General features: G+C 55.0%; 20 protein-coding genes and 1 pseudogene. 8 read left to right on the forward strand and 13 right to left on the reverse strand.

The genetic code is table 11. The features are described 5' to 3' along the window. The 5 genes from RR877_RS07575 to RR877_RS07595 form a co-directional block, all read right to left on the reverse strand. The coding region (locus tag RR877_RS07575) for an insulinase family protein (RefSeq protein WP_332627873.1) at positions 1-445 on the reverse strand (445 nt) is incomplete at its 3' end. A gap of 45 nt (positions 446-490) precedes the next feature. Beyond that, a complete protein-coding gene (locus RR877_RS07580; protein WP_332619166.1) occupies positions 491-1504 on the reverse strand; it encodes an aldo/keto reductase in 1014 nt (337 codons plus the stop codon). 155 nt (positions 1505-1659) lie between these two features. Next, positions 1660-3909 carry a polyribonucleotide nucleotidyltransferase gene (locus RR877_RS07585; RefSeq protein ID WP_332619165.1) on the reverse strand — a complete coding sequence of 750 codons (2250 nt, stop codon included), beginning with the start codon at positions 3907-3909 and terminating at the stop codon, positions 1660-1662. Between the two features lie 320 nt (positions 3910-4229). Then, entirely contained in the window at positions 4230-4499 is a 270-nt protein-coding gene (rpsO, locus tag RR877_RS07590) for a 30S ribosomal protein S15 (protein WP_110233811.1), read from the reverse strand. Between the two features lie 211 nt (positions 4500-4710). Continuing rightward, positions 4711-5175 (reverse strand): hypothetical protein, encoded by a 465-nt coding sequence (locus RR877_RS07595; protein ID WP_332627875.1) that lies wholly within the window; start codon positions 5173-5175, stop codon positions 4711-4713. A 277-nt stretch (positions 5176-5452) separates the two neighbouring features. Here RR877_RS07595 and RR877_RS07600 point away from each other — a divergent pair, with 277 nt between their 5' ends. Both RR877_RS07600 and RR877_RS07605 read left to right on the forward strand, forming a co-directional pair. Then, a complete protein-coding gene (locus RR877_RS07600) occupies positions 5453-5812 on the forward strand; it encodes a DUF805 domain-containing protein (RefSeq protein WP_332627876.1) in 360 nt (119 codons plus the stop codon). Positions 5813-5844: 32 nt separating this feature from the next. Next, positions 5845-6072, forward strand: coding sequence for a DUF167 domain-containing protein (locus tag RR877_RS07605; RefSeq protein WP_332627881.1), 228 nt, complete (start codon positions 5845-5847; stop codon positions 6070-6072). Here RR877_RS07605 and RR877_RS07610 read toward each other — a convergent pair. The 3 genes from RR877_RS07610 to RR877_RS07620 all read right to left on the reverse strand — a co-directional run bounded on the left by RR877_RS07610 (position 6069) and on the right by RR877_RS07620 (position 8738). Continuing rightward, complete coding sequence (locus RR877_RS07610) at positions 6069-6755, reverse strand: esterase (protein WP_280799080.1); 687 nt, start codon at positions 6753-6755, stop codon at positions 6069-6071. The genes RR877_RS07605 and RR877_RS07610 overlap by 4 nt on opposite strands. A 2-nt stretch (positions 6756-6757) precedes the next feature. Next, positions 6758-7132 carry an FKBP-type peptidyl-prolyl cis-trans isomerase gene (locus tag RR877_RS07615; protein WP_110233823.1) on the reverse strand — a complete coding sequence of 125 codons (375 nt, stop codon included), beginning with the start codon at positions 7130-7132 and terminating at the stop codon, positions 6758-6760. A gap of 64 nt (positions 7133-7196) precedes the next feature. Further along, complete coding sequence (locus RR877_RS07620; RefSeq protein WP_332627879.1) at positions 7197-8738, reverse strand: amino acid permease; 1542 nt, start codon at positions 8736-8738, stop codon at positions 7197-7199. 226 nt (positions 8739-8964) lie between these two features. Here RR877_RS07620 and RR877_RS07625 point away from each other — a divergent pair, with 226 nt between their 5' ends. The 6 genes from RR877_RS07625 (at position 8965) to RR877_RS07650 (ending at position 15377) form a co-directional block, all read left to right on the forward strand. After that, on the forward strand, positions 8965-10332 hold the full coding sequence (locus RR877_RS07625; protein WP_332550845.1) for a glutamine synthetase family protein: 1368 nt from the start codon (positions 8965-8967) through the stop codon (positions 10330-10332). Beyond that, positions 10313-11083: a gamma-glutamyl-gamma-aminobutyrate hydrolase family protein gene (locus tag RR877_RS07630; RefSeq protein WP_332619014.1), complete on the forward strand. Its 771-nt coding sequence runs from the start codon at positions 10313-10315 to the stop codon at positions 11081-11083. The genes RR877_RS07625 and RR877_RS07630 overlap by 20 nt, the downstream gene beginning before the upstream one ends. Next, positions 11077-12438, forward strand: a complete 1362-nt coding sequence (locus RR877_RS07635; protein WP_280805984.1) for an aldehyde dehydrogenase family protein — start codon at positions 11077-11079, stop codon at positions 12436-12438. Before RR877_RS07630 ends, RR877_RS07635 begins: the two co-directional genes overlap by 7 nt. Before the next feature lie 26 nt (positions 12439-12464). Continuing rightward, positions 12465-13259 (forward strand): 3-oxoacyl-ACP reductase, encoded by a 795-nt coding sequence (locus tag RR877_RS07640; RefSeq protein ID WP_280804852.1) that lies wholly within the window; start codon positions 12465-12467, stop codon positions 13257-13259. An 11-nt stretch (positions 13260-13270) separates the two neighbouring features. Then, complete coding sequence (locus RR877_RS07645) at positions 13271-14041, forward strand: FCD domain-containing protein (protein WP_332550843.1); 771 nt, start codon at positions 13271-13273, stop codon at positions 14039-14041. Between the two features lie 64 nt (positions 14042-14105). Further along, entirely contained in the window at positions 14106-15377 is a 1272-nt protein-coding gene (locus RR877_RS07650) for an amino acid permease (protein ID WP_332619016.1), read from the forward strand. Positions 15378-15395: 18 nt separating this feature from the next. Here RR877_RS07650 and RR877_RS07655 read toward each other — a convergent pair whose 3' ends face one another. The 5 genes and pseudogenes from RR877_RS07655 to RR877_RS07675 all read right to left on the reverse strand — a co-directional run. Continuing rightward, the gene (locus tag RR877_RS07655; protein WP_332550841.1) at positions 15396-16226 is read right to left on the reverse strand and encodes an aldo/keto reductase; all 831 of its coding nucleotides are present in this window, start codon (positions 16224-16226) and stop codon (positions 15396-15398) included. 20 nt (positions 16227-16246) lie between these two features. After that, positions 16247-16771: an adenine phosphoribosyltransferase gene (locus tag RR877_RS07660; RefSeq protein WP_332550840.1), complete on the reverse strand. Its 525-nt coding sequence runs from the start codon at positions 16769-16771 to the stop codon at positions 16247-16249. A 24-nt stretch (positions 16772-16795) separates the two neighbouring features. Beyond that, positions 16796-18202, reverse strand: a complete 1407-nt coding sequence (locus RR877_RS07665; RefSeq protein ID WP_332619022.1) for an aspartate ammonia-lyase — start codon at positions 18200-18202, stop codon at positions 16796-16798. 206 nt (positions 18203-18408) lie between these two features. Further along, entirely contained in the window at positions 18409-19812 is a 1404-nt protein-coding gene (locus tag RR877_RS07670; protein WP_332551526.1) for an aldehyde dehydrogenase family protein, read from the reverse strand. 27 nt (positions 19813-19839) lie between these two features. Then, a pseudogene (locus tag RR877_RS07675) lies at positions 19840-20031 on the reverse strand (hydrolase); the annotation flags it as partial.

The following is a 20031-nucleotide window of genomic DNA, read 5'->3' on the forward strand; positions in this document are numbered from 1 at the left end:
CATCTGGGTCAATCAAGCTCGAGGTGAGCATGTCGCTCATGACATCAATAGCCATGGGGAGATCGCTGTCACGAATCTTGGCGTAGTAGCAGGTGTATTCCTTGGCAGTGGCGGCATTGTGTTCGCCACCAACCGAGTCAAAGGCAATCGCAATATCGAGTGCGGTGCGAGTCGGCGTGCCCTTGAACAAGAGATGTTCCAGGAAATGGGTGGAACCCAAGCTCGCAGGGTGAGCCCACTGACCATCGTGAGCTTCTTCAGCTGGAATCTCATCACGGGAACCCACGGCAACCCAGTAGCCCAAGGTGACACTGCGTGCACCGGGCACACGTTCGGTCAGGATGCGCACACCAGAAGGTAAAACGCTGCGGCGGACGAGAGCATCACCAGATGCGACGAACTGAAGCTCGGGCTGATCGAGCGGGAAAGCAATGGGGTTATTCATACGGTGCTCAAGCCTAGGGCACGCCACTGACGTGCGTCACAGATATTAAGAACGTTGACGACCAGGCAGCCAGTTACGACCTTGCTCTGCAGAGGCACGATCCAGGTCCGCTAGCTGCTGGCGGGTGAGCTGAACCTGAGGCGCATGCATCAGTGCTTCAAGTTCCCTGATGGACTCAACACCAACAGTTGGAATACCCACGGCAGGACGACCCAACACCCAGGCCAATGCCACGGTTGAAATATCCACGCCCTGCGTCATGGCGATGTTGTCCAAGATACGCAAAACATGTGTGCCATGGCGACCACCGTGCTGTGCCGCACGACGTGCTCGCGTATCACTGGGGTTGAAGCTCTTGATGTTGCGGTGACGACCCAAGAAACCATTAGCCAACACGAAATACGGCATCACGGACATGCGCTGGGCAATCGCCATCATGGCAATATTGCCTTCGACGATGTCACGGCGCAGCAACGAATACTCCAGCGCAATGGCCTCAAAGCGTGGAAGACCACTGCCTGCAGCAATGCGAGCTTCGAGCAACCGATCCGCGCTGAAATTTGAAGCTCCCAATGCACGAACTTTGCCTGCCTGCATGAGTGTTTCAACGGCAGAAAGGCTTTCTTCCAACGACACATCAGGGTCTTCGGCGTGGAAGTAGAGCAGATCGATGTGGTCGGACTGCAAACGTTCGAGAGAAGCATCAACAGCTTCGATGATGTTTCTGGCAGACAGGCCAGGGTATTCAGGATGACGTCCCACCTTGGTGGCCACAACCACCTTGTCGCGGTTACCACGCTCGCGCATCCACTTGCCAATAATCTGTTCTGACATTCCTGAGGAATACGAGTCAGAGGTGTCGACCAGGTTGCCACCGAGTTCAACGAATCGATCCAGAAGATCTGTCGAACGACCACTAGGAAGAGTCCAGCCAAACACCGCTCCACCGAGAGCTACCGGATAGACCTCAATGTCGGTTTGACCGATGCGACGCAGAGGAGTTTCAGCCTCTGCGGAGCGGGCTGCTCCGGAGGCTACTTCCCCTGTTTCTCCGGTCATAACTCTGACGATAGAGCAGAAATGTCACAGCAATGTTACGACAGACCAACGGTCTACTAGTAGACGGAAATTGTCCCCCGCCAGGGCTTTAAAGTGTCCCCCAGAAAGACGAAACCCGCCCCACCAAAGTGGGACGGGTATTCGTTGGAGTGAATTTACTCTGCGTCGCTTTCAGCGGCTGCTTCGCCCTCTTCACCTTCGAGAACGGGCTCAAGCGAAAGCTTGCCACGGTCATCGATCTTGGTGATCTTGACGAGAACCTTCTGGCCAACGGAGAGAACATCTTCAACGTTCTCCACACGCTTGCCACCAGCGAGCTTGCGCACCTCAGAGATGTGCAGCAGGCCATCCTTGCCAGGAAGCAAGGAGACAAACGCACCAAAGGTTGCGAGCTTGACGACGGTACCGAGGAACTGCTCGCCAACCTCAGGGTTGGTGGGGTTCGCAATGGCGTTAACCTGTGCGCGAGCTGCCTCAGCCGAAGGACCATCGGTTGCACCAATGTAGACGGTTCCGTCATCCTCGATCGAGATGGTTGCACCCGTCTCGTCCTGGATGGTGTTGATCGTCTTGCCCTTAGGACCGATGAGTTCACCGATCTTGTCGACAGGAATCTGAACGCTGATCACGCGAGGAGCAGTAGCTGCCATCTCGTCAGGACCATCGATCGCTGCGTTGATGACAGCGAGGATTGCGGTACGAGCTTCCTTCGCCTGAGTCAGCGCACCGGTGAGCACGGAGGCAGGGATGCCGTCGAGCTTGGTGTCGAGCTGAATCGCGGTGATGAATTCAGAAGTACCAGCAACCTTGAAGTCCATGTCGCCGAGAGCATCTTCTGCACCGAGGATGTCGGTCAGAGCTGCGTAGCGGGTCTCACCGTTGACCTGGTCAGAAACCAGACCCATAGCGATACCTGCAACAGGGGCACGCAGAGGAACACCAGCGTTGAGCAGCGACAAAGTCGATGCACAGACCGAACCCATTGAGGTCGAACCGTTGGAGCCCAGAGCCTCAGATACCTGACGGATGGCGTAAGGGAACTCTTCACGTGCAGGAAGCACGGGAACGAGAGCACGCTCCGCCAGGAAGCCGTGACCGATTTCGCGGCGCTTAGGAGTTCCCACACGACCGGTTTCACCGGTGGAATATGGAGGGAAGTTGTAGTGGTGCATGTAGCGCTTCGAAGTGATCGGAGACAGCGAGTCAATCTGCTGTTCCATCTTCAGCATGTTCAGAGTGGTGACACCCATGATCTGGGTCTCTCCACGCTGGAAGATAGCTGAACCGTGAACGCGAGGGATGACCTGAACTTCAGCATCCAGTGCACGGATGTCGCGCAGACCACGGCCGTCCATACGAACACCCTCGGTGAGGATACGTCCGCGAACAACCTTCTTGGTTACCGACTTGTAAGCAGCACCGAACTGGTTGAGAGCAACCTCTTCGAGCTCGCCAGCTTCAACCTTGGCAACGATTGCTTCCTTGACGCGTGCCTTGACCTCGTCGTCAGCGTTCTGACGCTCAATCTTGTCAGCGATGAGGTACACCTTCTCGAGGTCAGCCAGAGCGAGTTCGCTCACTGCGGCGTAAAGCTCGTCAGAGTAAGGCAGGAATACGGGGTAGTCCTGAACTTCCTTTGCCGACTGACGTGCGAGCTCTTCCTGAGCCTTGATGAGTGCGGTGAGGAAAGGCTTCGATGCTTCGAGACCCTGAGACACGATTGCCTCGTCGGGCTTGATGCCGCCAGCCTTGATGAGGTCCCAGCTACCTTCAGTAGCTTCTGCCTCAACCATCATGATGGCGATGTCTTCCTTGCCGTCCTTGTCCACAACGAGGCGACCAGCAACAACGAGGTCGAAGACCGCGTCCTTGAGCTGCTCAACGTTGGGGAATGCAACCCACTGGCCGTCGATCAGGGCCATACGGATACCACCGATAGGACCAGAGAAAGGCAGACCGGAGATCTGGGTTGATGCGGAGGAAGCGTTGATGGCCAGTGCGTCATAGAACTCACCAGGAGCAATAGACAGAACGGTAACAACGATCTGAACCTCGTTGCGCAGACCATCAACGAATGATGGGCGCAGTGGGCGGTCGATCAGACGGCAGACCAGGATGGCCTCAGTCGAGGGACGGCCTTCACGACGGAAGAACGAACCGGGGATCTTGCCTGCTGCGTAGCTGCGCTCTTCAACGTCTACGGTCAGAGGGAAGAAGTCGAAGTTGTCCTTAGGCTGCTTGCTGACCGAAGTGGCAGAGAGCAACATGGTTTCTTCATCCAGGTAGGCCGCAACCGCGCCCTGAGCCTGCTGTGCGAGACGACCGGTTTCAAAGCGGACGACGCGCTTGCCGAACTTACCGTTGTCAATAACGGCTTCGGCGAATTTGATTTCTGGACCTTCCATTGAAGGTTTCTCCTTTGTTTTACGTCGATTCCCCGTGTGGGATTCGACTCATACATAAAGAGCAGAACAAGACAGAACGAAGGCGTTATCAACGCACATACATCGCACGAGTATCAGACTTCGTGCTGGCCACCAGTAGAAATCCACCAACATCTGTTGGTAAACCACCACCGAAGACCAGCGAACTGCCTGCCTGCTCTTCTCTAAGAGTACCCCAAAACCCTCAATAAGCCCATGAAGGCTGACTTTCGAAGATGAATGTCAGGTTAAATCACAAGAGCCACCCCGAAGGGTGGCTCTTGGTGAATGTCTGTATTCGACTAGCGACGCAGACCGAGGCGCTCGATGAGCTTACGGTAGCGAGTGATGTCGACATCGGACAGGTAGCCGAGAAGACGGCGACGCTGACCAACGAGCAGCAGCAGTCCACGACGTGAGTGGTGGTCGTGCTTGTGCTCCTTAAGGTGCTCGGTCAAGTCCTTGATGCGCTTGGTGAGGAGAGCAACCTGAACTTCAGGAGATCCAGTGTCACCGGGGTGAGTTGCGTATTCGTCGATGATCGCCTTTTTGACATCTGCTTCAAGTGCCATAGTGGGATCCCCTTTCTTAGTACCTCGTTGCGCGGCGCCCCATGCCTTGTGCGTGGAGCTCTCTGTATCCGCGGCCGTTAGACGGCAACCTCATAATGTTATCAGAGCAAATAATTATTGAAGAATCAGAGGCAACAGAATTTAAGACGAAGAAACTATGCAAAACATTTTTGTGGGCTGATGGAGAATTCCATAGCCCACAAAAATATGTTTACGAATGTGCGTCTAAAACAGCAGTTTGTGCAGAAGCTGCAAACTCTTCCAATCGAGCACGATCGATTAGTGAGACCTTGACGTACTGAGTCACTCCGCCAGTGTTAGTAACCGCTAAAGCTGCAGTAAGTCCAGCGACGAAAAGAGCTGCTCCGATTAACAACACAATGAAACCTAGGAAAGCATTGCTAGAGAAAAAAGCAATTCCCAAAAAGGCAAAAATAAGACCAAAAATAATTCGTGGCACAGAAACCTTGGTTTCAACAGCAATGCCGGAGATTTGCTTGAGAGCGTAAGAAACCTTGCGTGATCCAGCAGGAATAATGCCAAAGATGGTGGTTGGTTCCTTACCGCTAAGACCTTGCGGAGTTACTTGGAGCTGAACAGTCAGCCAGAAAAGAAGTGGAGACGGTCTCACGGTAGTAGATGCAAGAACAGTATTCTTGTCGTTGACGTTAGTCATAATTTTCCCTTAGAAATTGTATTGAAAGTAAACAGAAGTAAATCCATCACTAATCATTCAAGATATCAGACCAAACACTCGTATGTGGTACTGCCGGAATACTTTTCAAGTAATAATTACTGATTTTCTGCCTATATTTTGAACTTCGGTCGCTTGCAAACAATCCTAGGATTATAGGCGTTTTGCCTAACGAGTAAATTCATACGAATTGGAGAAAATATCCTGCCTCTAATTCTTTTGACCATCGAGTGACTAGACAATAAGAGAGTATGCAGACATGACTTTTTCTGAAGCAATCCAATCCGTATTCTCCAAGGCAACGAAGCTTGAGGGCCGCTCCCCTCGCTCAGAGTATTGGTACTGGAGATTGTTCGTTTTCATCGTCTCTTTAGTAACAGTTATCCCCGTTGTCCTTGTCGCCATGATGGTGCGCCAGGGTGATGTCTGGGCATTGTTCCCTTTCCTCATTGCAGCGGGTGCTATTGCCGTTTTCTTGTGGCTACTGACCATCACTGTGACCGTGCGTAGACTTCACGACCAGGGCGTTAGCGGTTGGTTCTTCTTGCTCTTTCTCATTCCCAGTGTGGGCTGGATTATCGAGCTGGTGTTCATGTTGCAGCCCAGCCAGCCTGGCTGAAACAAGTACGGCGCCCCCTACCTCGCCAAGTAATTTCCATGCGCATTGTTGTTCGGGTTAAACCCGGCAGCAGCAAAGGACCTCTCATTGAAGAGGATGCCGAAGGGCTTGTTGTCTTCGTGAGAGAAAAAGCAATCGATGGCGCAGCCAACGATGCTGTTGTGAAATTGATTGCTGAGCACTACAGCACTGCCAAGTCTCACGTTCGAGTGGTGCGTGGTCACACGTCACGCATCAAAAAGATTGAAATTGACGACTAAAGCCCGACGTGCTTTCTGAGGAAGGCGGTAGCGTCTTCAATTTCTTCTAGAGATAGCCCGTGCCCCACGTGAGCATAAAGCTGTGCGTCAACGTCAAAATGCGCCGGAAGCCAACGACGAGTGAAATCAATGAGGTCGGGGGTAATCACCGGATCTTGTGGATCTCTGCCCCAAAAAATGGGTGGCTTAACCTCAGCGAGCGCAGCATCCCGCTCGAGGCCACCTGCTGTTGTGTCATCGACGGCGAAGCTAGCTAGAAATACTCCAGCGCTATATCGCTCGGGCTGATGGCGGAAGAGCTGCGTGAGCATAACCCCACCCTGGGAGAAGCCCAGAAGGGCAACATCTTGAAAACCGCCAACTTCGTCCTCGAGTTCATCTATCCAGGAAATAAGTTGGTGCGTGGAGCGCGTCACCTCATTCACGTCACGTCGAAGAGTCGCATTCTCGGCGTCGTAGTCAATCTGGAACCAGGCAAAACCTGGGCCAGCGCTCAACGGAGCGCGTAGAGAGGCAATCACAAATTCTTCGGGCATGTATTGCCCCAACGAGAAGAGGTCGCCCTCGTTCGAGCCGTAGCCGTGCATCATCAGAAGCAGGGGGCGTTCGGCCAGAGCGGAGGCGACCTTTTCGCGTGGTACTGACCACCGCACAGCGGTGCTGTCGATGGCAGGGAAGGTCATGCTTAGCTAACGCCCAGAAGGTCGATGACGAAGATGAGGGTCTTGCCGGAGAGGCGGTGACCGCCACCAGCCGGACCGTATGCCTTAGCAGGAGGGCATACGAGCATGCGACGTCCGCCAACCTTCATTCCAGGGATACCTTCTTGCCATCCGGAGATGAGGGCCTGGAGAGGGAAGTTGATGGATTCGCCACGGTTCCAGGAAGCGTCGAATTCTTCACCGGTTTCGTATTCAACACCGACGTAGTGCACGTCAACGGTTGCACCGGGGGTTGCTTCTGCGCCGTCGCCGACGACGATGTCTGTGATCTCAAGCTCCGCGGGAGCAGGACCCATTGGGGCGTCGATTTCTGGCTTAGTGAGGTTATGTTCAGTCATGGGTTAATTCTGGCAGAGAAAAGGGCCGGCTCCCGAAGGAACCGGCCCCACATTTCACTGGAGGTTACTTTTCTCCATCAACTCCGTCGGAAGCGAGAAGTTCCTTCTCAACCTTTCCGCCGTAACCCTCTTTCTGAGGGTCACCGTGAAGTCCACCGGATACTGCGTATTCTTCTTCAGGCGAAAGCACGAGGCGTTTGCGTCCGTAGAAAGCAAAACCAATCAGCATCAAGGCGTAGATAACCGCAATGGCGATGATGGCTGGTCGTGCTGGCTCGTTGATGAAGAATCCGAAGAAGATCGCCAGCGAGACAACTGCCGCAATAACAGCACCGGGGATACCCCAGGGGCTCTTGTAAGGACGGTTGGCCTTGGGGAACTTCTTGCGCAGGATGATGAAGGACACCATTTGCAGGATGTAAGCGATAACAGCACCCCATACGGCGATGTTCAGCACGATTGCGCCAGCAACACCGGTTGCACCACCGAGTGAGTCAACAGCGATAAGTGCCAGGAAGCCAATGAGGGCACCGACAGTCAGTGCAACATAAGGAGTTTCGCGCTTACCGGTCAGCGAGAGCACCTTAGGGTAGTAACCAGCACGAGACAGCGAGTACATGTTGCGTCCGTAGGCGAACATGATGCCCTGCAGCGATGCCAGCAAACCAATCAGTGCGAACAGTGCGAGCACTGCAGCAGCGCCGTCACCGACCATGGCGCGGAAGCCGTCGAGCAATGGTTCACCAGCTGCACTAATTCCTTCAGCACCGACAAGAGCAGTGTTGAGGAACAGCACGAGCAGACCAGTCACGATCAGCGTGGTGCGAGCGATCAGACCTGCACGAGGGATGTCCTTGACAGGATCGTGAGATTCTTCTGCGGCAAGAGGGAGCTCCTCAATACCGAGGAAGAACCACATTGCATAGGGAAGCGCGAACAGGATTGGCAACCAGCCGTGTGGCAGGAAGGTGGTCTGTCCGGCATCTGGAGCGATGTTCCAGAGTGAGTTGAAATCAAGTTTTCCTGAGAACACTGCCATGACCGAGAACACCAGCAAGATGGCGATCGAGACGATTGACACCACAATGGCGAACTTGAAGGAAATAGACGAGCCTGCGGAGTTCAGGAGAACAAACACGGCGTAGAGGATGATGTACCAGACGAACATGGGCAGATTGAGCCCCAGAAGTTCTGTCGTCACACTGTTGGCATAGGACGCCGAGAAGAAGACGACCACGGCTGTAGTGGCAACGTATTCAATCGTTTCGGCGAGACCCGTAATAAATCCGCCCCACGGCCCCATTGCCGATCGTGCGAATGAATATGCTCCACCAGAGTGAGGCATGGCTCCCGCCATCTCACCGATGCTGAACATCATTCCGTAGTACATGAAGATGAGGACGGCGAATGCGATGAGCATTCCACCAAAGCCGGCGAAACCGATACCGAAGTTCCATCCGGAGAAGTCTCCCGATACAACAGCTGCAACGGCGAGGCCCCAGAGGCCCCATAAACCGGCCGAACGCTTGAGCGTCCGTTTCTTGAAGTAGTTGGCGTCTGCGGTTGTGTATGTCACACCCGAGACGTTCAGAGTGTCTTTGGACATTGATATTTCCTTCTGCTCGGGTTGAGCACCTCGAATACTGAGGTGAGGCACACAACACTGTGAGATTCCTTGGTGATGACTATATGCCTCAATTTGGTTCTTGTAACTACCTTTAACAAATAATTAATCTGAAAAATATCTGCTATTTACCCAATAACGCTTGACATGCATTCTTCAATAGAGTGGTCTAATGGTTGGAATACCTACCTCAAGGAAGAGAGCGACAATGTCCACTGCTGCAGGGAATCTCACCCCCGAAGGCCTCAAAGCCCTCGTTGACGCTGGAACTATTGACACCGTCATCGTGTCTTTTACGGACATGCAGGGCCGCTTGGTGGGTAAACGCGTTTCTGCCCGCCTTTTTGTTGAAGACGTGATGGCGCATGGAGCCGAGTGCTGCAACTACCTCTTCGCTGTTGACGTGGAGAACAACACCGTCGACGGGTACTCCATCTCCAGCTGGGAACGCGGTTACGGCGATATGGCCATGATCCCTGACATGAGCACGTTGCGCACCGCACCCTGGCTCGAGGGCACGGCCATGGTGATGGCCGACATGCAGTGGCTTGACCACACTCCCGTGATGCAGTCTCCTCGTGAAATCCTGCGCACCCAGATCAACCGCCTTTCCAAGCTGGGACTTGTCCCCTACGTCGGAACCGAGTTGGAGTTCATCGTCTTTGATGACACCTATCGCGAAGCCTGGGCCAAGGGTTATGACAACCTGCGCCCCTCCACCGATTACAACGTGGACTACGACCTCCTTGCTTCAACCCGTGTCGAGCCTCTGCTGCGCGACATACGCAACTCGATGGATGCTGCCGGCATGTATTGCGAAGGCGTCAAAGGCGAATGCAACCTCGGTCAGCAAGAAATTGCTTTCCGCTATGACGAGGCACTGGTCACCTGCGACAACCACTCTGTTTATAAGAGTGGCGCCAAGGTCATCGCAGACAAGCACGGTAAGTCGCTGACGTTCATGGCCAAGTTCAACGAGCGTGAAGGTAACTCTTGCCACATCCACATCAGCCTGCGCGACACCGAAGGCAACCCTGTCTTCGCAGACAAGAACGCTGAGCATGGCATGAGCAAGATGTTCCGCCACTTCTTGGCCGGCCAGATTGCAGCGATGCGTGAACTTTCTTTGTTCTTTGCCCCCAACATCAACTCCTATAAGCGTTACGTCGATGGCAGCTTCGCTCCCACCGCCGTGGCGTGGGGGCTCGACAACCGCACCTGCTCTCTGCGAGTAGTGGGCCAGGGTCACGCCATGCGAGTTGAGCAGCGCGTACCCGGTGGAGATGTGAACCAGTACCTCGCCGTGGCTGCATTGATTGCCGCTGGACTGCACGGTATTGAGAACGAACTTGAACTCGAACCTCTCACTACCGGCAATGCCTACACCGGCGGAGCACCCCGTGTTCCCTCAACCCTGCGAGAAGCAGCAGAACTGTTTGCTAACTCAGACATTGCCAAAGCAGCCTTTGGTCAAGATGTTGTAGATCACTACCTCAACTACGCCCGTATTGAAGTAGCCGCTTATGACTCAGCTATTACTGACTGGGAGCGTGTTCGTGGCTTCGAGCGTCTCTAACCGCAAACCCGTTATCGGGCTCACTACCTACCTCGAGCAGGCTAAGTCCGGCGTCTGGGATGTTCAAGCTGCCTTCTTACCCAAGGTCTACTTTGATGCGGTGAATAAGGCCGGCGGCATTGCCGTGCTTCTACCACCACAAGCAATCGATGCCGACAGCGCGGAAACAATCCTCGACGGTCTCGACGGACTCATCATTTGCGGCGGAAAGGACGTTGACCCTGCCCGCTATGGTCAGAGCCCTCACCCGTTGACCGATGAGCCACGCCCAGATCGCGATGCACTGGAAGATGCACTCCTGACCGCAGCCATCAACCGCGAACTCCCCTTCTTAGGCATCTGCCGCGGAGCTCAGATGCTTAACGTCATACGTGGCGGTGACCTGATTCAGCACCTTCCTGAAGTTGTGGGTGATGACCGCTACCAAAAGGGTCAAGGTAACTTCAGTCATATCCCTGTGAAGGTGGAGGAAGATTCACTCCTGGCAACCGTGCTGGGCAATGATGCCCCCGTTGGTGCGATGTATCACCACCAGGCCATCGGTGAAGTGGGAGAAGGCCTCAGCGTTGTCGCCACTACCGAAGACGGTGTTATCGAAGCTCTCCAACTCGATGACGTGCCCTTTGGTCTTGCCGTGCAATGGCACCCCGAACAAACCCTCGAAGACATTGGCCTCTTTAAAGGCCTCGTCGAAGCTGCCCAGACATATGCAGCCGCACACCCTCGCACCACTCAAAGGAGCTCATCGTGAGTTACACCATCATCAACCCCGCGACAGAAGAAGCGGGCGAAACCATTGAGCACCTGAGCCTGGAGCAAACTGACGAGGCCATCGACCGTGCCAAGCGTGCACAAAAAGAATGGGCAGCACGTAATCCAGCCGACCGTGCCGCAGCACTGCGCCTTTTTGCTGACGCCGTCGACGGCGACGTAGAGAACCTGGCTCAGCTCGAAGTTCGCAACTCTGGCCACCCCATCGGACAGGCCCGCTGGGAAGCAGAACACGTGCGAAATGTGCTCGAGTACTACTCAGCTACACCTGAACGACTCTTTGGCAAGCAAATCCCTGTTGCCGGCGGCATCGACGTCACGTTCCAGGAACCTCTGGGCGTGGTTGGCGTCATTACGCCGTGGAACTTCCCGATGACCATTGCTTCGTGGGGCTTTGCTCCAGCACTTGCAGCCGGTAATGCTGTTGTATTGAAGCCTGCTGAATGGACTCCCCTCACCAGCATTCGCTTGGGTGAACTTGCCCTGCTGGCAGGTCTCCCTGAAGGACTCTTCCAGGTGCTTCCTGGTCAAGGTTCCGTTGTCGGCGAGCGCTTCGTCACGAACCCCACCGTGCGCAAAGTTGTCTTCACCGGTTCTACCGCCGTGGGTAAGCGGATCATGGCCGGCGCTGCCGACCAGATCAAGCGCGTCACTCTTGAACTTGGTGGCAAGAGCGCAAATATCGTCTTCGCTGATGCAGATCTCGAAAAGGCTGCGGCGAGTGCACCTTACGGTGTCTTTGAAAACGCTGGCCAAGACTGCTGTGCGCGCAGCCGCATCCTGGTTCAGCGCAGTGTCTATGACAAGTTCATGGAATACCTCGAACCTGCCGTCAAGGGTGTCAAAGTGGGAAATCCTCTGGATGAAGCCACGGAGATGGGTCCCCTGGTCCACAAGAAGCACTTTGACAGTGTCTCCTCGTATGTCCCCAGCGATGCACCTGTTGCATTCCGTGGTTCAGCTCCTGAAGGTGCCGGCTACTGGTTCGCACCCACCGTGTTGACTCCCGATTCTCGCAACCACATCAGCGCCACCGATGAAATCTTTGGTCCAGTCGTCACTGTGCTTCCCTTTGATGACGACGCAGATGCGATGGAACTGGCCAACGCAACCGAATACGGCCTCTCTGGTTCCATCTGGACCCGTGATGTCGGTCGCGCACTTCGTATTTCTCGCGGCGTGGAGTCTGGAAACCTGTCCGTGAACTCTCACTCCTCCGTTCGATACAACACCCCCTTCGGTGGATTCAAGCAGTCAGGTTTGGGCCGTGAGCTCGGACCCGATGCCGCCCTTGCCTTCACCGAAACCAAAAACGTCTTCATTCCAGCCGACTAAGACCAACCTCACTAAGGAGAAACACAATGAGTATTGAAAAGATTGACCTCACCCAGCGTCTTGCCGGCAAGGTTGCTGTCATCACCGGCGGTGCCAGCGGCATTGGTTTTGCCACTGCGAAGCGTTTTGCAGCTGAGGGTGCGACGGTTGTTATTGGTGATGTTGCCCCCCAAGAAGTCGGCGAAAAGGCCGCTGCTGAAGTAGGCGGACTCTACGTTCGTGCAGATGTAACGAGTGAAGAAGATGTAAACAACCTGTTCGACACCGCATTCAAGGTCTACGGTTCGGTGGACATAGCCTTCAACAACGCTGGTATTTCCCCTCCCGATGATGACTCAATCGAGACCACGGAGCTTCCTGCATGGAACAAGGTTCAGGACGTCAACCTCAAGTCTGTTTACCTGTGCTCTCGCGCAGCTCTGCGTCACATGGTGAAGCAGCAGAGTGGCTCCATCATCAACACCGCCTCCTTCGTTGCCGTGATGGGTTCTGCTACCTCGCAGATCTCCTACACCGCCTCTAAGGGTGGCGTCTTGGCAATGAGCCGTGAGCTCGGTGTTCAGTTTGCCCGTCAGGGTATTCGTGTGAACGCTCTCTGCCCTGGACCAGTCAACACTCCCCTGTTGCAGGAACTGTTTGCTAAGGACCCTGAGCGTGCTCAGCGTCGCCTTGTTCACATTCCTATCGGACGCTTCGCGAAGCCAGAGGAACTTGCTGCCGCCGTCGCATTCTTGGCCAGCGATGACTCCTCCTTCATCACCGGATCAACCTTCTTGGTTGACGGTGGTATTTCTTCCGCATACGTCACTCCTCTGGACTAATCACACCTCCAATGTCTCCAGAGAACCCTCCCGGATTGGCCGCAGTAGTAAGTCCCCTCAATGGGGATTTGCTCCTTCGGCCTGTCCGGGGTGGGAACACGTATGAAGAAACCGTGGAGCGGCTTCTTCAAACCATTCGCCTAGGCCTGGCACTACCTGGCGTTCAACTGCCGCCCGAACGAGAACTGGCCACCATGTTGGATGTCAGCCGCGACACCGTGCGGTTAGCTATTTCTTCGCTGGTGGATGCTGGTTACCTCGTGGTGAAGCGTGGCCGTTATGGCGGAACCTTTGTGGCCGAGAACCTGCCCAGCCAGCCGTTGCGCATGGGCCGTGATGGTGAATTGACCCATCAGGTTGATTTCACTCACGACGAGCTCGAGGATGTGTTGATTCTGCGCGAGATTCTGGAGTGTGGCGCTGCCCACCATGCCGCCACCCGCAGTCTGAGCTCCGTCGAACGCGAACAGCTGTGGTCCGTGCACAAAGAAACCACGGAATCCACCGAAGAGAACTACCGCATGCTGGATTCACGTCTCCATCTGCTCATTGCCGAGCTCACCGGATCCCCTTCACTACTGTCACAGGTGGCAACCTCGCGCATGCGTCTGAATGAGCTCCTCGATGGCATTCCCCTCCTTGCCCCCAATATCGCGCACTCCAATGAACAACATGAAGCAATCGTGTTGGCCATCCTCACCGGGGATGCCCAGAAGGCCAGCGAAGCCATGGCAGACCATGTTTCTGGTTCTGCTGCTCTGCTTCGCGGCTTCTTGGGCTAACTCTTCTGATGAGATGTCGCACCACAACGCCTCACTTCGTCACATTTCATGACAGAGTAATTCTGTGAGTGAACACAAAGGCACCCTCGGCATTGCTCAGGGAACAGCCCTCTATATCGCCAGCGTTCTGGGCACCGGGATTTTGGTTTTGCCCGGACTGGCAGCTCAGGTGGCAGGGCCTGCCTCGATTCTTTCCGTGGCTATCATCTTTGTGCTCTCCATCCCTTTGGCAGGAACTTTTGCTGCTCTGGCAGCGCGCTATCCCGACTCGGGTGGTGTGGCGAGCTATGTACGCAAGTCCATGGGTAACACCTGGGCCCGCGTTGCTGGCTATCTCTTTTACTTCGGTGTTGCCGCAGGCGAACCTGTCGTTGCCGTGATGGGTGCGGAGTATGTCGTTGCCATTACGGGTGCTGACCGCTCGCTCTTGCCCGCTGTTGCGGGTGTACTTTTCCTAGTTCCCTTCACACTCAACCTCTTTGGAGTAAAGGTAGCGGGCTGGGTTCAGCTAGGTCTCAGTGCACTTCTCGTCGTTGTTGTGGTCGGCGTTATCGCCTATGGCGCTCCGGCCGTGCAGGAATCGAGCTTCCAGCCCTTCATGCCTCATGGCTGGGTGGGCGTTGGAGTGGCGATTAGCTTGTTTGTCTGGGCGTTTGCCGGCTGGGAAGTGGGAACCCACATCGCCGCCGAGTTCAAGAACCCGCGCAAAACCATCCCCATTGCCACGGGTATTGCTCTCGTCATTGTGGGAACCGCTTACCTTGCTCTGCAGTGGGTCACCATTGGTGTTCTCGGCGAAGATGCCGGCAAGGGCAGTGTTCCTCTGCTGACCTTGGTCAATGAAACAGCCCCCAAGGCCGGTTCAATCATCATTGCCAGCATTGCCGCGATTGTGTCTCTGGGTGTTCTGAACGCTTATTTGGCAGCCATTGGCAAGCTGGGTGCGTCACTGGGACGTGACGGAGATCTCCCCCGCTACCTTGCTAAGGGTGCTGAACCTGATGAGGTGCCACGTCGAAGTTTGATGCTTTCGCTGGGTATCTCCATCGTGTTCTTCGCCATCTTGTTTGCCCAAGATTTCCAACTCTTGAGCCTGATTCCCATTCACTTGAGTTCCATGGTGGCGATCTATGTGCTGGGCATGACGGCAGCCGTGTTGATCTTCCCGCGCTGGAGCTGGGACTGGTGGGTTGCCGTGGTGGCATTGGCCATGACCATCGTGCTGCTGATCTTGAACGGCCCCAACGTGTTATTCACGGTGGGCGTGGCCATCATTGCCGTCATTGTGACGCTGGTGAAGCGACGACTCGCGAAGAAGGCAGCTTTCGCTGCCTAAAAAAGTATTTCTTTCGAACTACATCTCTTCGTGAGTGTTGGGATCTCCACCCCACAGGCGTCCACGCTCCAAGCCAGAGATGACATCCAGCTCTTCAGGCGAGAGATCAAAGTCGAAGCTGTGGAGGTTCGACATCTGACGACCACGATCAGCTGACTTAGGAAGTGGAATTGCGCCCAGCTGAGTGTGCCAGCGGAGGATGAGCTGTGCTGGAGTAACCCCACGTGCCTGAGCGAGGTCAGTAATGACCTTCTCGTTACGCAGTTCTTCTGTCTTGCCCAGAGGGCTCCAGCTTTCAGTCTGGATGCCGTGCTGTGCATGGAATGCACGCATCTGCGCCTGCGGGAAGTAGGGGTGGAGTTCGATCTGGTTGACCGAGGGCACGACGCCGGTGGCGTCGATGATCTTGGTCAAGAACTCTTCGGTGAAGTTACACACACCAATACTCTTGGCTAGCCCGTCGTCTTTGAGCTCGATCATGGCCTGCCACGAGTCGAGGTAGCGATTGACACTGGGGTTGGGCCAGTGAATCAAGTAGAGGTCGATGTAGTCGAGTCCCAGTGTCCGACGGCTCAGTTCAAAAGCAGCCATGGTTTCATCGAAACCGTGGGCAGCACCGGGAAGTTTGGTGGTGACGATGATTTCCTCGCGAGGAACTCCCGAGGCGGCAATCGCCTTACCCACTTCGCCCTCATTGTTATACCGCGTAGCGGTATCAATCAGGCGGTATCCCTCATGGATGGCGTTGACGATAGAAGCAATGCCATCGTCACCGGTGAGTTTGTAGGTTCCCAGACCAATCTGGGGCAGAACTAAACCATCGTTGAGGGTAACTGTGGGAGTTGTCATACCCTCCAGCATAGGGCTTTCTAGAGCGTGACGAGAGCGTGAATATCGCGCCCGGCGAGGCGCTCACGGCCGGCGAGAGCTTCGAGCTCCAACACGACAGCAATTCCTGCCACTTCCCAGCCAGCACGCTCGATCAACGACACTGAGGCACCGATAGTGCCGCCAGTTGCGAGCACATCATCGAGGACGAGAACACGAGAACCTGCAGGCAATGAAGCGGGGTTCACTTCGAGCGTGGCAGAACCATATTCCAAGTCATAGGTTTCACCAATGATGTCACCAGGCAGCTTCCCACCCTTACGAATGGGCAGAACACCGACTCCGCCATCAATGGCTGCGGCAGCTGCCAGCAAGAATCCACGAGCCTCAAGGCCTGCCACGGCATCAAACTTGCCCACAAAGGGCTCAATCAAGCCATCGACAACAGAACGAAAAGAAGCTCCATGGGCAAACACAGGAGTGAGATCCCGAAAGAGAATCCCTTCAGAAGGGAAGTCGGGAACAGTCACCATGCGTTGCATGACGACATCGGTCGCGTTACTCATGTTTCCAGCGTAACGAGGGTGAGACTACTCTGAGTCCATTCCCGAGATCTTTGCGGGCGACAGCTCGCGCAGAACATCTTCCTTGGTCATCAGGCCTGCTTCAACGACCAGGTCTGCCACGGGGCGACCTGTCTTGAGTGCCTGCTTGGCCAGCTCTGCAGCGGGGCCATAACCAATGAAGGGAATCAAGGCGGTAATCACTCCAACGCTGGAGGCAACCATTCCTTCCAGGCGCTCCACGTTGGCTGTGATGCCCACAACACAGTTCACACGCAAAGTCATGCATGCCTGAGCGAGCCAGCTAATGCCCTGCAGGAGTGAGTAAGCAATCACAGGTTCAAAGGCGTTGAGCTGAAGCTGTCCACCTTCGGCAGCCATGGTGACGGTGACGTCATTGCCAGCAATGGCGTAAGCAACCTGGCTTACGGCTTCAGGAATAACAGGGTTGACCTTGCCCGGCATAATCGATGAACCTGCCTGCTGAGCAGGAAGGTTGATCTCGCCCAGACCAGCCTGGGGTCCGGAGGAAAGCAGACGAAGGTCGTTACTGATCTTGGAGAGCTTGATCGCTGAGCGCTTGAGGGTGCCGGAGAAGCTCATGAATCCACCAGCGTCACTGGTGGCCTCAATGAGGTCAGGAGCGCTGGTGATATCGAGTCCAGAAATCTTCGCCAAGTGGCGCACAGCAGCCTCGCGGTAGCGAGGATCTGCCGTGATACCGGTACCAATAGCGGTAGCACCCAGGTTGATTTCACTCAGCATCCACACCGTCTCGGTAAGACGGTCATAGTCTTCACCGAGCGTGGTGCCAAAGCCATGGAATTCTTGACCCAAGGTCATAGGAACAGCATCTTGCAGCTGTGTGCGGCCGACCTTGAGGATGTGCTTGAACTCTTCACCCTTGGCGTTGAAGGCGTCACGAAGTAAGCCCAGCTCGGTGAGTAGGTGAGGTAACGCAAACGCGAGTGAGAGCTTCACCGCGGTGGGGTAGGTGTCGTTGGTGGACTGTGACTTGTTCACGTCGTCGATGGGGTGCATGTGCTCATAGGAGCCCTTGGCGTGCCCCATAATCTCGAGGCAGCGGTTCGCAATGACCTCGTTGGCATTCATGTTGGTGCTGGTTCCCGCACCACCCTGAATCACACCAACGACGAACTGTTCGTGCCATGCACCGTCAATGATTTCCTGGCAAACGCGGTCAATGATGTCAGCCTTGTGCTGGTCCAGAACACCGATCTCTGCATTGGCGCGAGCAGCTGCCTGCTTCACGCAGGCCAGAGCAACGATGAGCTCGGGGAATACCGAGATGGGACGCTTAGCAATGGGGAAGTTTTCCAGAGCACGTGCGGTGTGAACGCCCCAGTAGGCATCTGCGGGAACCTGCATGGCTCCGAGTGAGTCGGTTTCTGTGCGGGTAGCTGCAGGCGCAATCGGCAGCTGAGCATTCCCAGCGAAGTTGCCAACACGGTCGGTCGAAGACAGGCCAAGTGTGTCGATGGGACGAGTGGATGGTGTGGTCTGTTCAGACACTGGTTATCAGCTCCATTGCTGTGTTGAAGGACTTTGTGGGTCGTCACGAGTCTAGAACGGTCATTCGGGCACGAACAAGGAAGGCGTCCGGCTATTCGGACAATTCATTAGCTCAATTTTCGAAGCAAACCTGTGATGAGTTTCTTCTTTGATTCCGTAAATGGCGGATAGACCAATGCCAGAGTTTCTGGTTTGAGCGGCTTCGACAAGATTGCCTTCTCGTGACTAAACGTGTCGAAGGAGCGCTTGCCGCGGTAAGCACCAATGCCACTCTCCCCTACGCCACCAAAGGGCAAACCGGGGACACTCAAATGAAGAATAGCCACATTGAAACCAATAGCCCCAGAGCTGGTGCGCTCGGTGAATGCACGACGAACTAATGTGTTCTCGCTAAACACATAGAGCGCTAACGGCTTGGACTTGGAGTTGATGAAGTCAATTGCGTCGTCAAGATCTTTGACGGTGATCATGGGCAAGATCGGACCAAAAATCTCTTCCTGCATCACCGCAGCATCTCTTTTGACGTCAACCAAGACAGTGGGCGGGATGTATCGCTGCTTCGCCACGGGCTTGCCTACGGCAACAACACGACCGTCCTTGAGAAAGCCACTCAAGCGCGCAAAGTGATTGTCGTTGATGATGCGACCATAGTCATCCGAGAGCAGCGGATCAGAACCATAAAGATTCTCGATTGCAGTCACGAGGTGTGACTCGAGTTCTTTCTGGACGCTCTGTGTGGCCAGGATGTAGTCCGGTGCAACACAGGTTTGACCTGCGTTGAGATATTTTGCCCACGCAATGCGCAACGCTGCAGCTTCGAGGTCAACAGAGTCGTCGATATAGATCGGCGACTTCCCACCAAGTTCCAGAGAAACAGGTGTGAGGTTCTTTGCCGCAGCTTCCATCACTATCCGTGCCACGCGGCCATTGCCGGTGTAGAAAATGTGGTCGTAGCGTTGCTCAAGCAACCAACCAGTTTCTTCAGCGGCACCCTCCACAATCGCAATGGCGCGTGGGTCGAGATAGACCGGAATCAACTTGGCCAGTGCCGCCGATGTAGCTGGTGCTAACTCACTGGGCTTGAGGACTGCCGCATTACCTGCCGCAATAGCACCGACCAAGGGAGCTAACAGTAACTGCATGGGGTAGTTCCAGGGGGCAATGATGAGCGCAACACCCACTGGCTCGCTGACAACAAAAGCCTTTGCTGGCATGGCTGCCAGCGGAACGCTCACCTTATAGGGCTTGAGCCAACTCGAGAGATTCTTGAGGGCATAATCAATGTCGCCCAAGATGATGCCGATCTCGGTCAGCTGGGCCTCTGACGCACTTTTGCCCAGGTCCGAGAACAACGCAGCTTCAATAACACTCTCGTTATCGACCACCATCTGACGCAGGGCGTTGAGCTGGTTGATGCGCCACTGACGTTTGGCGGTCAGGCCAGAGTTATAGGCATCACGCAGTGATGCGACGAGTGCTGCGGCTTCTGACTTTTTCTTCAGCGTGGTCATGGCAACACACTACGCCTGCAGGCTGAATTAGTCGCGTGGCTGAACGCTATAACGACGCAGTTGGAGGGAAGGGTTGGTCTGGCGCGCATCAATGACGGCCTGAATGTTGACCGTGGCGATGGAGACACCCATCTGGTTGCCCATGTCGATGAGTGTTTCACCCATGGGAGAGATAACACGAGACATTCCTACCGCGATGGGAGGAATCTGGTCAGCAGC

The organism is Aurantimicrobium sp., assembly GCF_036667855.1.
Taxonomy (GTDB): domain Bacteria; phylum Actinomycetota; class Actinomycetes; order Actinomycetales; family Microbacteriaceae; genus Aurantimicrobium.

Excerpts from the sequence above, each read along its gene's own strand:
- RR877_RS07595 (WP_332627875.1), bottom strand. The coding sequence starts at position 5,175 with ATGACTAACGTCAACGACAAGAATACTGTTCTTGCATCTACTACCGTG.
- RR877_RS07655 (WP_332550841.1), bottom strand. The coding sequence starts at position 16,226 with ATGACAACTCCCACAGTTACCCTCAACGATGGTTTAGTTCTGCCCCAG.
- RR877_RS07580 (WP_332619166.1), bottom strand. The coding sequence starts at position 1,504 with ATGACCGGAGAAACAGGGGAAGTAGCCTCCGGAGCAGCCCGCTCCGCA.
- RR877_RS07640 (WP_280804852.1), top strand. The coding sequence starts at position 12,465 with ATGAGTATTGAAAAGATTGACCTCACCCAGCGTCTTGCCGGCAAGGTT.
- RR877_RS07610 (WP_280799080.1), bottom strand. The coding sequence starts at position 6,755 with ATGACCTTCCCTGCCATCGACAGCACCGCTGTGCGGTGGTCAGTACCA.
- RR877_RS07645 (WP_332550843.1), top strand. The coding sequence starts at position 13,271 with ATGTCTCCAGAGAACCCTCCCGGATTGGCCGCAGTAGTAAGTCCCCTC.
- RR877_RS07670 (WP_332551526.1), bottom strand. The coding sequence starts at position 19,812 with ATGACCACGCTGAAGAAAAAGTCAGAAGCCGCAGCACTCGTCGCATCA.
- RR877_RS07625 (WP_332550845.1), top strand. The coding sequence starts at position 8,965 with ATGTCCACTGCTGCAGGGAATCTCACCCCCGAAGGCCTCAAAGCCCTC.
- rpsO (WP_110233811.1), bottom strand. The coding sequence starts at position 4,499 with ATGGCACTTGAAGCAGATGTCAAAAAGGCGATCATCGACGAATACGCA.
- RR877_RS07585 (WP_332619165.1), bottom strand. The coding sequence starts at position 3,909 with ATGGAAGGTCCAGAAATCAAATTCGCCGAAGCCGTTATTGACAACGGT.
- RR877_RS07620 (WP_332627879.1), bottom strand. The coding sequence starts at position 8,738 with ATGTCCAAAGACACTCTGAACGTCTCGGGTGTGACATACACAACCGCA.
- RR877_RS07660 (WP_332550840.1), bottom strand. The coding sequence starts at position 16,771 with ATGAGTAACGCGACCGATGTCGTCATGCAACGCATGGTGACTGTTCCC.
- RR877_RS07600 (WP_332627876.1), top strand. The coding sequence starts at position 5,453 with ATGACTTTTTCTGAAGCAATCCAATCCGTATTCTCCAAGGCAACGAAG.
- RR877_RS07615 (WP_110233823.1), bottom strand. The coding sequence starts at position 7,132 with ATGACTGAACATAACCTCACTAAGCCAGAAATCGACGCCCCAATGGGT.